The organism is Roseovarius sp. CH_XMU1461 (assembly GCF_037027165.1).
In the GTDB taxonomy this organism is placed as follows: Bacteria; Pseudomonadota; Alphaproteobacteria; order Rhodobacterales; family Rhodobacteraceae; genus Roseovarius; species Roseovarius nubinhibens.
On the sequence record NZ_JAYMDV010000001.1, the window covers coordinates 1,116,292 to 1,128,767 of the forward strand.

11 protein-coding genes and 1 other annotated feature are annotated in these 12,476 nt (G+C 62.5%); of the genes, 7 read left to right on the forward strand and 4 right to left on the reverse strand.

The window, feature by feature from the left end:
- Nucleotides 1-131: 131 nt before the first annotated feature.
- The 3 genes from WA237_RS05325 to WA237_RS05335 all read left to right on the forward strand — a co-directional run bounded on the left by WA237_RS05325 (nucleotide 132) and on the right by WA237_RS05335 (nucleotide 3,026).
- Complete coding sequence (locus WA237_RS05325; RefSeq protein WP_336096918.1) at nucleotides 132-617, forward strand: tripartite tricarboxylate transporter TctB family protein; 486 nt, start codon at nucleotides 132-134, stop codon at nucleotides 615-617.
- Nucleotides 618-620: 3 nt separating this feature from the next.
- On the forward strand, nucleotides 621-2,147 hold the full coding sequence (locus tag WA237_RS05330) for a tripartite tricarboxylate transporter permease (protein ID WP_009813525.1): 1,527 nt from the start codon (nucleotides 621-623) through the stop codon (nucleotides 2,145-2,147).
- A gap of 177 nt (nucleotides 2,148-2,324) precedes the next feature.
- On the forward strand, nucleotides 2,325-3,026 hold the full coding sequence (locus WA237_RS05335; RefSeq protein WP_009813526.1) for a FadR/GntR family transcriptional regulator: 702 nt from the start codon (nucleotides 2,325-2,327) through the stop codon (nucleotides 3,024-3,026).
- Nucleotides 3,027-3,085: 59 nt separating this feature from the next.
- Here the strand turns inward: WA237_RS05335 and WA237_RS05340 are convergent, their stop codons facing one another.
- Entirely contained in the window at nucleotides 3,086-4,303 is a 1,218-nt protein-coding gene (locus tag WA237_RS05340; protein ID WP_336096919.1) for an NAD(P)/FAD-dependent oxidoreductase, read from the reverse strand.
- A 212-nt stretch (nucleotides 4,304-4,515) separates the two neighbouring features.
- Between WA237_RS05340 and WA237_RS05345 the strand changes: the two genes are divergently transcribed.
- Nucleotides 4,516-5,283: an IclR family transcriptional regulator gene (locus tag WA237_RS05345; RefSeq protein ID WP_336096920.1), complete on the forward strand. Its 768-nt coding sequence runs from the start codon at nucleotides 4,516-4,518 to the stop codon at nucleotides 5,281-5,283.
- Between the two features lie 15 nt (nucleotides 5,284-5,298).
- On the opposite strand, the gene WA237_RS05350 is transcribed toward WA237_RS05345, so the two are convergent.
- Entirely contained in the window at nucleotides 5,299-6,327 is a 1,029-nt protein-coding gene (locus WA237_RS05350; protein WP_336096942.1) for a GlxA family transcriptional regulator, read from the reverse strand.
- Between the two features lie 253 nt (nucleotides 6,328-6,580).
- Between WA237_RS05350 and WA237_RS05355 the strand changes: the two genes are divergently transcribed.
- A complete protein-coding gene (locus tag WA237_RS05355; RefSeq protein WP_336096921.1) occupies nucleotides 6,581-7,189 on the forward strand; it encodes a LysE family translocator in 609 nt (202 codons plus the stop codon).
- A gap of 32 nt (nucleotides 7,190-7,221) precedes the next feature.
- Here the strand turns inward: WA237_RS05355 and WA237_RS05360 are convergent, their stop codons facing one another.
- Both WA237_RS05360 and WA237_RS05365 read right to left on the reverse strand, forming a co-directional pair.
- A complete protein-coding gene (locus WA237_RS05360; protein ID WP_336096922.1) occupies nucleotides 7,222-7,851 on the reverse strand; it encodes a LysE family translocator in 630 nt (209 codons plus the stop codon).
- 395 nt (nucleotides 7,852-8,246) lie between these two features.
- Nucleotides 8,247-9,233, reverse strand: coding sequence for a Hint domain-containing protein (locus WA237_RS05365; protein ID WP_336096923.1), 987 nt, complete (start codon nucleotides 9,231-9,233; stop codon nucleotides 8,247-8,249).
- Between the two features lie 236 nt (nucleotides 9,234-9,469).
- Between WA237_RS05365 and msrP the strand changes: the two genes are divergently transcribed.
- Nucleotides 9,470-10,378 (forward strand): protein-methionine-sulfoxide reductase catalytic subunit MsrP, encoded by a 909-nt coding sequence (msrP, locus tag WA237_RS05370; protein ID WP_336096924.1) that lies wholly within the window; start codon nucleotides 9,470-9,472, stop codon nucleotides 10,376-10,378.
- Nucleotides 10,379-10,402: 24 nt separating this feature from the next.
- Nucleotides 10,403-11,026, forward strand: a complete 624-nt coding sequence (gene msrQ / locus WA237_RS05375; RefSeq protein ID WP_336096925.1) for a protein-methionine-sulfoxide reductase heme-binding subunit MsrQ — start codon at nucleotides 10,403-10,405, stop codon at nucleotides 11,024-11,026.
- 673 nt (nucleotides 11,027-11,699) lie between these two features.
- Nucleotides 11,700-12,437, forward strand: a sequence feature (16S ribosomal RNA rRNA prediction is too short).
- The last annotated feature ends 39 nt before the right edge of the window (nucleotides 12,438-12,476 follow it).

Consider the following 12,476-nt stretch of genomic DNA (forward strand, 5'->3'; position numbering starts at 1 on the left):
CCATTGGCGCCGCAGGCCCCGCCCCGCTATCCTAACCCCGAGGTTCACGCGCGCAGGCCTCGACGGCCCCGGTGGCCAGCTGACCACCCCCCGCGCGCATGACCTGACCACACCCAGCCCGGGAGACGACGATGCTCTTAAACAGGCAATTGGTATTTCTCTATGTCACTCTTGCCGTCTCTGTCGGCTATCTGGTGACAGCCCTGAGCCTCGGCGCCCCGGTGGCCGAGAACGGCCTGACCCCGGCCTTCTTCCCGATCCTCGTGGGCGGTGCCGCGATCGTCTTTTGCAGCATCTTGATCCTGCAGGCGCTCCGCGCCAGCTCTGAGGCCAAAGCGGCCAAATCAGAGACCAAATCAGACACCGGCCCGGCCACACCCGAGATCCGCAACTACACCCATCTCTGGGTTGTCGTCGCGATCTTCTTCTACATCCTCGGGTTCAAGCCGCTGGGCTATTTCCTCTCCTCCGGCCTCTTCGTCTTCGCCCTGATCCTGCTTTTCTCGAAATTCGACAAGCTGCTGCTCAAGGCGCTGATCTCGGCCGCCATTGTCGGCACGGCCTATCTGATGTTCCAACAATTGTTCGGGGTCCGCCTCCCGACGCTCTGGGGGTAAGTCATGGACTTCATCTTCCTCGTCTTCAGCAGCTTTTCCCTGCTCGCCGATCCGGTCATCCTGACCTATGTGATCCTCGGCTTTGTCATCGGCACGATCTTTGCCGCCATCCCCGGCCTCACCGCGACGCTGGCCATGGCGCTGCTTTTGCCGCTGACCTACACGCTCAATGTCGAAACCGCGCTGATGGCCTGTGCCAGCATCTATATGGCCGGCATGTGCGGCGGCTCCATCACCGCCACCACGATCAACATCCCCGGCGCGCCCTCGTCGATGATGACCGCGCTCGACGGCTATCCGATGCAGCAACAGGGCAAGGGCGCGCTGGCGCTTGGCCATGCGGCGCTCGGCTCGATGTTCGGCGGCGCGGTGGGCGCGCTGCTCCTGATCGCAGTCGCGCCCTTCGTGGCGGAGCTGTCGCTTCTGGTGAAAACCACGGGCAAGTTCTCGCTTCTGGCCTTTGCCCTCATCGTCGTCGTCATCGCCCAGCGTGGCCGCATCCCGCAGGCCGGTCTCGCCGCCTGTATCGGTCTGATGCTGGCCACCGTCGGCCTCGACGCGATGGAGCCGGTGACCCGCTTCACCTATGGCTATTCCAACCTGACCGCAGGCATCGACCTGATGCCGGTGATCATCGGCACCTTTGCCATCGCTGAAGTGCTGACCCAGGCCAGCTCGCGCGCCGATATCAGCGCCGCCACCGCCGCCGCCAGCAAGGTCAAGATCCGCCGCCGCGACTTCATCCCGCCCCTGTCGGACATCCGCAAAGTGGGCTTTGGCGTCTATTTCAAATCCTGCCTCATCGGCTATTTCGTCGGCACCCTGCCCGGCGCGGGCGGCTCGATGGGCTCGTTCCTGGCCTACACCGAAACCGTGCGCACCTCGGACGACCCCGAAAGCTTTGGCAAGGGCAACCCCAAGGGCATCGCCGCCTCGGAAAGCGCCAACAATGCCGTCTGCGGCGGCGCCATGGTGCCCATGCTGACCTTCGGCATCCCGGGCGACCCGATCACCGCGATCATGCTCGGCGTGCTGGTCATCAACGGCATCCAGCCGGGCCCGCAGCTGATGTCGGATCAGGCCGGGCTCATCGCGCCGATGCTCGCGGCGCTGTTGTTCTCTGCCGTGGTGCTGATCCCGCTGACGCTCTGGCTCATCGGCCCCTATTTCATCAAGATCGTCTCGGTGCGCAAAGACGTGCTCTATGCCGTGATCGCGCTGCTCGCTGTGGTCGGCAGCTACGTCGCCACCTATTCGACCTTTCAGATGTTCATGGCGCTCGGCATGGGGGTTCTGGCCTTCTACCTGCGGCGCAATGGCTTTCCGGTGATCACCATGCTGCTCGGCTATATCCTCGGCCCCAATCTCGAGGAATTCCTGCGCCGCTCGCTGGCCCTGTCGAACGGCGACCCGACGACCTTCTTCACCAATCCCGACAGCCTGTTCTTCGTCGCGCTGACGCTGGTCTTTGTCTATTTCCTCGTGATCCGCAAACCGGCCAAAGCCCCGGCAGCCGCCACATCGAAATAGGCACCGGTCCTGTGGCCGCCCCTCCACGACGGGGCGGCCAAACATCTATTAAAGAGTAGGCCCGACTCTCGCGCGCCCCCCCTGTATTTTACCCAAACCCGCTTTATAAAGAGCCGCAGAATTGACCGCCCCGGTCTCACCCCCCGGGCGCTGCGCCCAAACCCCAAGGAGCTCACGTTGTCAGAGACACGGCGACCCTCACTGGCAGATCAGGTCTATGATCAACTGCTGACCAAGATCCTCGAAGAGGAATACCCGGTGCATAGCCGACTGCCCACCGAAGAGGCTCTGGCCGAGAGCTTTGGCGTCTCGCGGCCGATCGTGCGCGGGGCGCTGTCGCGGCTGCGCGACGATGGCATCGTGCAATCGCGCCGCGGCTCGGGCAGCTATGTGCTGCGCCGCCCCGACCGCGAGTTGATCAGCTTCGTGCCGCTCGAATCCGTCTCCGATGTGCAGCGCTGCTACGAGTTCCGCATCGATGTCGAAGGCGCCGCCGCCGCCTGGGCCGCACGCCGCCGCGACGACGATGATCTGGCCGCCATGGATGCCGCCTATCGCGAGATGGAAGAGACCTATCAGCAAAACGCCCTCGGCGTAGAGGCCGATCAGCGCCTCCACCTCGCCATCGCCCGCGCCGCCAAGAACCCGTTCTTCTCCTCGGTGCTGGAATCGCTCAGCGAACAGATCGCCTATGGCGTGAAACTGTCGCGCTCGCTGACCCTGCTCGACACGCCGGTGCGCCAGGAACTCGTCCTCGCCGAACACCGCGCCGTGCTCGACGCGATCCGCCTGAAACAGCCCGAAGTGGCCCAAGCCACCATGCGCCACCACATCACCGCCGCCAAGGACCGCATGTTCGTCGGCACCCAAGAGGACTGAGCGCGCCGCTGCCTCTTTGGGGGCGGGAGCGGTCGCTCACCGCCCCGACGCGCGCAATCTCACTTGAGCGAATACCCGGCCTCATAGGCAGATTTGATCCGGTTCAGTACCTCGTCTCGCGGCATGGTCTTCGGGAACCGGGCAGGGCTCGTCATGCTGAGCTCGAATTCCGGCGCACCCGTGGCGATCCAATGGGCAAGGTAATCGCCCGCCCCGCCGCCGGTCCCGATGCCCACGGTGAAACCGCTCGCCAGCCACATCCCGTCGTGACCGGCCACCGGCCCAAGCAGCGGCAGCCCGTCCGGCGTGTAACAGATCGGCCCGTTGTTGACCGTCTTGATCCCCGCATCGCCAAAACACGGCAGCCGCTCGATCACGCGCTCCATCTCCGGCATCAGCCGGTCGAGCTCGGGCGGCAACAGCTCTTCGGTGAAATCCTTCGGGATGCCCTCCGTCGCCCAGAATTTCGGGTTCTGCTCATAGACCCCGCACAGAAACCCGTCACGCTCCTGTCGGATATTTGCCGGCGCACGCGGGTCCCGCACCGTCGGCAATTCCTCCGTGAGCCCCTGCAAATCCTTGACCGGACCGGTGATGACCTCATGATGCTGCAACGCATAGAGCGGCAGGTCGAGCCCGATCTGCTGGGCAAGCTCGCGGGCCCAGAAACTGGCCGCCAGGACCACATGCTCGGCCTCGATCGTCCCGCCCTCCAGATGCACCCGCCACCCTGCGCCAGCCCGCTCGATCCCTGTCACCGGGCTGTTGGTCCTGATCGTCGCGCCAAGCTGTCGGGCCGCCTTGGCCAGCGCATAGGTCGCCCCCGACGCATCGACATGGCCATCGGTCGGCGTATGCGCAGCGCCATGAACCCCCTCAAGGTTCAAGAGCGGATAGATCGCCGCGACCTCCTCCGGCGAAATCACGTGATAGGGAATGCCGAGCTCGTCATATAATGCCTCCAGCCCGCGATAGGCCTCAAGCTCCGCCGCGCTCGTCGCCAGCCGCAGACTGCCTGTCTGATGAAACCCCACCGATTGCCCCGACAGGGCTTCGGCCTCCAGATAGGTCTTGATCGACCCGGTAAAGAGCCGGGTCATCGCCGGATAAGGCCCGAAATAGGTGGTGTTCCCGGCGGCATGCCATGTCGACCCAGAGGTGAGTTGCCGCCGCTCCAGCAGAACCGCATCCGTCACGCCCCGTTTCGCCAAACCGTAGAGCACCGAACATCCGACGATGCCGCCACCTATTACCACTACCTTTGTCTGTTCCGTCATGCCGAGGGCTCCTTATGCCATGCGCGAGGGGAAAGAGGTCATGATCCCACGGCCCCGCCACGCGAGGTTCTTTTGTCTTGTAATATGGGATGTGATTCCTTTAACATGGGACAACATTCCCCCATGCTGCGATTCTGTCAAGCTTGCAGACAGGGCCCATAGAAAAGGCCTGCAGAAAAGGCCCGCACAGAACGCCCATAGAAGGAGCGACCATGGCCGAGAGCTCGATCCTGACCAAAGCGATGGCCCTGATGGACCGCATCACCGAGGCCCGCAGCCCGCTCACCCTTCCCGAGATCACCGAAATAACCGGCTGGCCCAGAAGCTCGGTTCACCGGTTGCTGGTCCTGCTGCGCGATGCCGACGCGCTGAGCTACGACCCAGAACGTCAGACCTACAGCCCCGGCTCGCGCCTGATGCGCTGGGGCGTGCGGACGCAGACCCGCGACAACATCGCCATGCGCGCCGCCCCGCATATGCGGACGCTCTGCCGCGACACCAACATGCGTGTCGCCCTCTCGGTGCCCGATGGGCAATCGGTGCTCTTCGTCCATACCGAAGAGCTTGGCGCCCCGTTCCGCCTCGCGCCCCGGCTCGGCGAACACTCTCCGTTGCATGTCACCGCGGGAGGCAAGCTCTTCCTCTCCGAGATGTCCGACGCCGCCCGCAAGGACCTGCTGGCCGACTACGAGCTCGAACTTTGCACCGAATTCACCATCACCGATGCGGACCGTCTCGCCGCCCATCTCGAACAGGTGCGGCGCGATGGCTATGCCACGAGCCTGCGCGAAGAGTTCCGTCAGATTTGCGGGATTGCCGTCCCTATCCGGGACGATCGCGGCCGGCTCCTCGCCGCTCTAAGCCTCTGGACCGTCAGCGACGAAGGCGGTGACGATCTCGAAATGCTGCAGGCCTTGCTGCCGCAGGCCACCCAGGCCGCCTCAGCTATTCAGACCAACATCGGCCATAAAGGGACTTGAACTCTCCAACCGCCGCTACCACGCCGACTTGCCGTTGATCACACCCGCCAGATCCATCGCCACCACATCCGCCCCGGCGAGCTCTGGCGGGGCGGCGCCGTGGTCGGTGCCAAAGGACTGCCGGTAGGAACTCGGGCACACCCCGAGCCGCCGCGTGAACACCCGGCGCAGCGTCGCCGCCGTGCCGAACCCGGCATTCACCGCCACCGATTGCACCGATTGCTGCGACGTCTCGAGCAATTGCCGCGCCGAGGTCAGGCGCACATCCTCTATATATTGCGACAGGGTGGTGTTGGTGACCTTCTTGAACAGCCGCACCAAGGACCGCTCGCTCATCGCCGCCTTCTTGGCGAGATTGGCCACAGACAGATCCGCCGTCGGGTTCTCCCAGACGAAAAGCTGCACCCGCCGGATCCGCGGGTCTTCGGTCGCCTCGGCCATCAATTGCGGGCTGAACTGCGTCTGCCCGCTGATCCGCCGCAGCACCAGCACCATGAACCGCGCGATATCGAGGGCGAGCTGCCGCCCATGATCCTTCTCAATCAGCGCCAGCGTCAGGTCGATCCCCGCCAGCATCCCCGCCGAGGTCCAGAGCTTGCCCGAATTGACAAAGATCGCATCCTCTTCGATCTCGACGGCGCTCTGGCATTGCTTGAGCCGGATCGCTTCGAGCCAATGGGTCGCGACCCGGTGCCCATCCGCGATCCCCGAGGCCACGAGGATCGTCGACCCGGTACAGACCGAGCCCAGTCGCGCACAGCGCGGCTCGAGCCGCCGCAGCCAGGACAGAAGCGTCTCATCCTCCGCCGCCGCGAAACATCCCGGCCCGCCCGCGACGAGCATCAGGTCGATCCGCGCGGGCAGATCCTCGCAGGCGCAGCTTGGCACGATGTTGAGAAACCCGCCGGCCACCGGCACCGGCGCCCCGTCGACAGAGACGGTCACAGGTTTATAGAGCTGTCGGCCGGTCAGGAAATTGGCGAGCCCAAAAGGCTCCAAAGGGCCGGACGCATCGACCGACGAGACGCCCGGATAGACGAGCATTGCCACGAGACGAGGCTGTCCTATCGAATCGTCTGGCCCCAAATGCTGCCCTTTTGTGCAATGTGATCTAAAAATAATCACCCTGATGATAGCTCAAACCGCGTTCGAAAGAAACGTTCGACGTCGAATAGCGCACAGTTCCCGCCAAACGCCCGCCCCGATCTTAGCTGGCGCACGCTCTCATGGCACACTCCGCCGCGACCGCTCGCGCCGCCAGAGGCGCATGGATCTGCCGCTTTGGGGAGGGGAACCAATGGAGCCGACGGCCCTATTTGCCTATATGATGACCCTCGGCGCCCTGACCCTGACACCGGGCCCGCTGGTCGCCGTTCTCGCCGCTCGCTCGGCCAGCCGCGACCGCCGGGGCGCCTGCGCCATGGCCATCGGCATCTGCATCGGCGACGTGCTCGTCATTCTCGCCATCTGTGCCGGGCTCGGCTTCTGGCTCAAGGCAAATTCCGAGATTTTCAGCATCGCGAAATATGCCGGGGCCGGGTTGCTCATCCTCGTCGCGATCCGCATGTGGCGCGCCCAAGCCGCGCCGACGCAGGCGACGGCCCGCGCCTATGGGCTGCTCACCTCGGCGCTGATCGGCTTCACCGTCTGCCTGAGCAGCCCGCAAACCGTGGTCATCTATTTCATGCTGCTGCCACGCGTCGTCGATCTGACCCTCGTCGGCCCGCAAGAGATCCTGATCCTGACGGGCGCCACCGTCGCCGCCCTGCTCGCTGTCTTCGTGACCATCATCCTCTGTTCCGAACTGACACAGCGCCTCCTGAACTGCCCCGCCGGCGCGACGATCTGGTCGCGGATCATGTCCCTCACCATCGGAGGCTCGGCGCTTTGGGTGCTGGCCGGCTAGGGCCGGGCGGCTGACCCCGGTCGACCGCGCCCTTATCGTTCCGGCTCGAAATCCTTGCTGGCCAGCAGCATCGCCGCAGCGATCATCAACGCGCCGCAGATCTTGTTCACCAGCCCAAAGGAAAACCGCCTGAGCGCCGCCGCCGCCCGCAGGCCGAGCCAGCCCCAGAGCAGCAGGATCGCCCCATCCACCACCAGATAGGTGAGCCCAAGGATCAAAAGCTGCGGCAGCACCGGCATCATGGGGTCGATGAACTGCGGAAAGAGCGCGCCGAAAAACACCACGGCGAATGGGTTGGCCATCGAGGTCACAAACCCCTGACGAAAGAGCCGCGCCGATTGATCAGAGGCCGTGGCGGCAACATCCTCGGGCCGGTCCTTGGCGAGGATCAACTGCAACCCGATCCAGACCAGATAGGCCACCCCGAGCCATTTGATCCAGACAAAGGCGCTGGCAGAGGTCGCAATGATCGCCGCCAAGCCAAAGGCCGCCCCCGTCATCTGCAGGCTGTTGGCCGTGAGATCCCCGGCAATCGTAAAGGCGCTGCGCCGGAGCCCATAGCGGACGCTGTTCGATATGATGAGAAGCTGGCTCGTATCCGGCGGCGTCGCAAAGAACACCGCAACCGCTGCCAGATAGATCAGGTAGGTCTCCATAAGCATCGGCCTGCCTTTCTGATGAGACTGCCACAGGCTAGGGCCCTGACCGCGCCCCGGTCAAACCTTTCCCGCCTCTGACGACCCGGCACGCGGATAAGAGCCCGGAAAATCTGTCTGATCCTGCCGTTTCCTGTCAGCTGCCCCGCGGCTGTGCCCAGCCCTTCGACCCCGAACCCCCAACCGCCGCACCGAAGCCATCGCCTCAATCCTCATGGTCTCCATTGGTTTTGCGTTCAATATTGTCTGGGTCGTCGCGGGGGAGGGCGCGCAGTTTCTTGGGCGTGGCCGACTGCGAAAGCGATGGGGATCTTTGGCAGGTTCACAGTATGGCTACCCTGAAAATCCAGACTGTCGCGATACCGTCGTAATACCGACGTGATACCGAAAACGCCTCGATTTCACATGACGCGCTGCAGCATGGCCTCGAGAACGGGCCGCTCAAACGCCCGAATACAGGTCCGCGCGATCTGCGGTTGGGGCAGGGTGATGTCCATAAGGTCCGGGAATATATCGAGAATCTCGCGCCGCGAAGCCTCTGCCAACCCGTCCATCGCCCGCTCGCCCGGCAGAAAGCTCTCGCTCAGTGCGCCATTGGAAAAGACAATCTGATGCTGATCAAAGAGAAAGTGGTAATAGCGCACCTCCCCCGGGGCCTCTTGATAGACATTCCTGAGCACTGTCAGATGCTTGGCCGGCACCAATATCTCGGCCTCCCCGAAATAAAGCTCCGCCTCCGCCGTCGAAATCAGCATCCGGTGATTGGGCGACACCCGCAATTCCCGACACGCCCCCAACGTCCCCTCCCCAAACACAATCGGCGCCGTCGCCCGCGTGCTCTGGATCGTCCGGCCGGAAATCCAGCGGATCGGCTGATAGCCCGCATCGCGCGTCAGAACCATGTCGCCCGCCCGCAGATCCTCGACCGCCACTTCGCCCTTTTGCGTGGCGATCATCGTCCCGGCCACGAAACAAGGCACGTCACCCGGGATCTCGCTGTTCACATTGCTCGAGGCGCCATTGCGCGTATAGGTCTGGCCGACCAACAATGGCGTTGACGCCCCGGGCAGGGAGTAGATTGCCTCGCCAAGGGTAAAGGCTCCGTTCACCTTGGGAACGAGGTAATCATCCGCGGCCGAGCCGCTCTCGATCCCCCGCGCGCCGCCAAAGACAAAACTCTGCCCGGCGGCCCATCCGCTCGGCGCTGGGCCGGAGATCGATTGAATCACCGGCAATGTCCCGGTCTCGGTCTTGGGGCTGTCATCGCCGACGCCGAAATCGTCGTCTTCGTCAAAGACCGTCACGGTAAACGTATCCGTCACGGTGAACGTAGAGTTCGCCGAACCGCTGATCCGATACATTGTAAACGTGTAAGTGCCCGATGGCATCAGCCACACCCCTGTATACTCGTGACCTCTTCCGCTGACCTAAAGCGGAGCATGATCCTGATGTATTCGGGCATTTGGGCGAGACTGTGCAGCCCAGGTGTCGGAAACCGATCTCTTTCGTGGCGGATCCTGTCCAATACCATTGTTACAAAAACCGACTAGATCGTGACTTTCCTTTATTTGTTGGGTCGCGCTGGCGCCATTACCTTACATCCGAAACTCGGAGGAATTACCCCATGGCGCGACGCTGGACCAACCGTCTGACTGAAAATGACATCACGCCCGAAGCGGCGTTTCTCAACCGCCGTCAGATCATGGCCGGGGCGCTCGGCGCTGCCGGGGCGTCGCTCATGGGCCTGCCGCAGGCCGCCCATGCCGAGGCGCTGACCCCGCACCCCTGGGAAGACATCACCAGCTACAACAATTACTATGAGTTCGGCACCGGCAAGGATGACCCGGCCCAGAACGCCCATCAGCTCACCACAGCGCCCTGGTCCGTCACCATCGACGGTCTGGTCGAACGGCCCGGCCAATACGCGTTCGAGGACATTCTCGCCAAGATGACCATCGAAGAGCGCATCTACCGTTTCCGCTGTGTCGAGGCCTGGTCGATGGTGGTGCCGTGGAACGGGTTCGAGCTGGCCGATCTGCTCAATCTCGCGGGCGTGGCCTCGGATGCGAAATATGTCGCCTTCGAAACCGTGCTGCGCCCCGAAGAGATGCCCGGCACCCGCACCCGCGTTCTCGACTGGCCCTATGTCGAAGGTCTGCGCCTTGATGAGGCGATGCATCCGCTGACCATCATGGCCACCGGCATCTATGGCCGTGACATCCCAAATCAGAATGGCGCGCCGCTGCGTCTGGTGGTGCCATGGAAATACGGGTTCAAATCGATCAAGTCGGTGGTGCGGATCACCCTCACCGACAAAGAGCCGCCGACAAGCTGGAACAAGGCCAATGCCCGCGAATACGGCTTCTATAGTAATGTGAACCCCGAGGTGGATCACCGCCGCTGGAGCCAGGCGAGCGAACGGGTCATCGGCGGCGGCCTCTTTGCCAAGCGTCAGCCGACCCTCATGTTCAACGGCTATGAGGACGAGGTGGCCTCTCTCTATAAGGGGATGGATCTCACCCGGTTCTTCTGAGCCGTGGCCGATCCAGTTGCGCCCGTGTCCTTCAGCTCTCTTATAGAGACCGCAAACCGCCAGCTCCGCCGCGTCCCGGCCTGGCCCGCCTATCCGCTGGCCTTTGGTTATGTCGGTTGGCTGGTGTGGCTCGGCGCGACCGGCGGGCTCGGGGTCGAGCCGGTGGTCGCGTTGCAGCGCGCCTTGGGCGAGGCTGCACTCTATCTCCTGATCGCGGGGCTCGCCGTCACGCCGCTGCGGCGCCACACGGGGCTCAACCTCCTCAAGTTCCGCCGCGCCCTTGGGCTGTCGTGCTTTATCTTCGTGGTGGCGCATTTCCTCGCTTGGGCGGTGCTCGATCTCCAGAGCCTCGGCCGCGTCTGGGCCGACATTGTGAAGCGCCCCTATATAACTGTCGGCATGGCGGGCTTCGCTTTGTTCATTCCCCTGGCCCTCACCTCGAACAATTGGTCGATCCGCCGCCTCGGCGCGCGCTGGCGTCAGTTGCACCGGCTGACCTATGCCGCGGCGCTGCTGGGCGCGGTGCATTACATCATGCTGGTGAAAGGGTTTCAGATGCGTCCGCTGATCTTCCTGGCCGTGATTCTGATCTTGCTGCTGCTGCGCCTGCGTCCCGGCAGGCTCGCGATGCGGTTTCAGCGCGGCTGAGCCGGAATCGCCCGCTAGCGGATGCCGATTCCGGGGCCCACACCCCTCTCTATAGGGCAGATCGGGCGGCGCCCCTGTGGATAACCCCGATGCCCACATATCCCCCAGATGCTGCATCGCAATAAAATGAGGGAAAATAGGGGCCTCACGAAACATTCCGCAAGTAACCCATTAAAATTACAGTAAAAATCAGGAAAATGTAAAAAAGATGACATTTTGCGAAAAAGGGGCTTGCGACTCTGTGGGTCTAACCGTAAATACCCCCTCACCGGCGGCGCAGACAGCGCGGCACGGGACGCCAGACGGAACGACGGAGCGACGCTCTAGAGGGACAGACGGCAACAACATTGGGGCAAGTTAGGCGGGGCGCGCCAGCAAGTTAGTGGCGCATCCGGTTTGATTTTGTCTCTGGACTTTCGGGTCCGCGCTCTTTGACATTGATAATATCTGAAGAGATATGTGGGCGGTTTGGTTCATTTCGATGAACAAACAACTGCACATATATCGCGCTCCTAGGCTTCGGTCGATGATGGAGTGTCAGCTTCACTGTTTGTATGGACTTTCGGTTTCTGATGAAACCCTAAGCACAGACAGACAGAGAGACCCGGCCATGCCGGCTGGGTCAAATATGTGCAGAGGTTCGAACGTCAAGGATATGCTGGCAACAGCATTTCAACTTGAGAGTTTGATCCTGGCTCAGAACGAACGCTGGCGGCAGGCCTAACACATGCAAGTCGAGCGCACCTTCGGGTGAGCGGCGGACGGGTTAGTAACGCGTGGGAACGTACCCAGATCTAAGGAATAGCCACTGGAAACGGTGAGTAATACCTTATACGCCCTTCGGGGGAAAGATTTATCGGATTTGGATCGGCCCGCGTTAGATTAGGTAGTTGGTGGGGTAATGGCCTACCAAGCCTACGATCTATAGCTGGTTTTAGAGGATGATCAGCAACACTGGGACTGAGACACGGCCCAGACTCCTACGGGAGGCAGCAGTGGGGAATCTTAGACAATGGGGGCAACCCTGATCTAGCCATGCCGCGTGAGTGAAGAAGGTCTTAGGATCGTAAAGCTCTTTCGCCAGGGATGATAATGACAGTACCTGGTAAAGAAACCCCGGCTAACTCCGTGCCAGCAGCCGCGGTAATACGGAGGGGGTTAGCGTTGTTCGGAATTACTGGGCGTAAAGCGCGCGTAGGCGGATCAGAAAGTTGGGGGTGAAATCCCAGGGCTCAACCCTGGAACTGCCTCCAAAACTCCTGGTCTTGAGTTCGAGAGAGGTGAGTGGAACTCCGAGTGTAGAGGTGAAATTCGTAGATATTCGGAAGAACACCAGTGGCGAAGGCGGCTCACTGGCTCGATACTGACGCTGAGTTCGCGCCCGTCGGGATTGCTACGGATCAGCACCGCGCGCTCGGGATCGATGCAGAGCTCTTCGCGCGTCTCGCCG

What these genes read in the sequence shown, in the direction of transcription:
- WA237_RS05325 (WP_336096918.1), top strand. Translation starts at nt 132, where the DNA reads ATGCTCTTAAACAGGCAATTGGTATTTCTCTATGTCACTCTTGCCGTC.
- WA237_RS05330 (WP_009813525.1), top strand. Translation starts at nt 621, where the DNA reads ATGGACTTCATCTTCCTCGTCTTCAGCAGCTTTTCCCTGCTCGCCGAT.
- WA237_RS05340 (WP_336096919.1), bottom strand. Translation starts at nt 4,303, where the DNA reads ATGACGGAACAGACAAAGGTAGTGGTAATAGGTGGCGGCATCGTCGGA.
- WA237_RS05345 (WP_336096920.1), top strand. Translation starts at nt 4,516, where the DNA reads ATGGCCGAGAGCTCGATCCTGACCAAAGCGATGGCCCTGATGGACCGC.
- WA237_RS05350 (WP_336096942.1), bottom strand. Translation starts at nt 6,327, where the DNA reads ATGCTCGTCTATCCGGGCGTCTCGTCGGTCGATGCGTCCGGCCCTTTG.
- WA237_RS05355 (WP_336096921.1), top strand. Translation starts at nt 6,581, where the DNA reads ATGGAGCCGACGGCCCTATTTGCCTATATGATGACCCTCGGCGCCCTG.
- WA237_RS05360 (WP_336096922.1), bottom strand. Translation starts at nt 7,851, where the DNA reads ATGCTTATGGAGACCTACCTGATCTATCTGGCAGCGGTTGCGGTGTTC.
- WA237_RS05365 (WP_336096923.1), bottom strand. Translation starts at nt 9,233, where the DNA reads ATGCCATCGGGCACTTACACGTTTACAATGTATCGGATCAGCGGTTCG.
- msrP (WP_336096924.1), top strand. Translation starts at nt 9,470, where the DNA reads ATGGCGCGACGCTGGACCAACCGTCTGACTGAAAATGACATCACGCCC.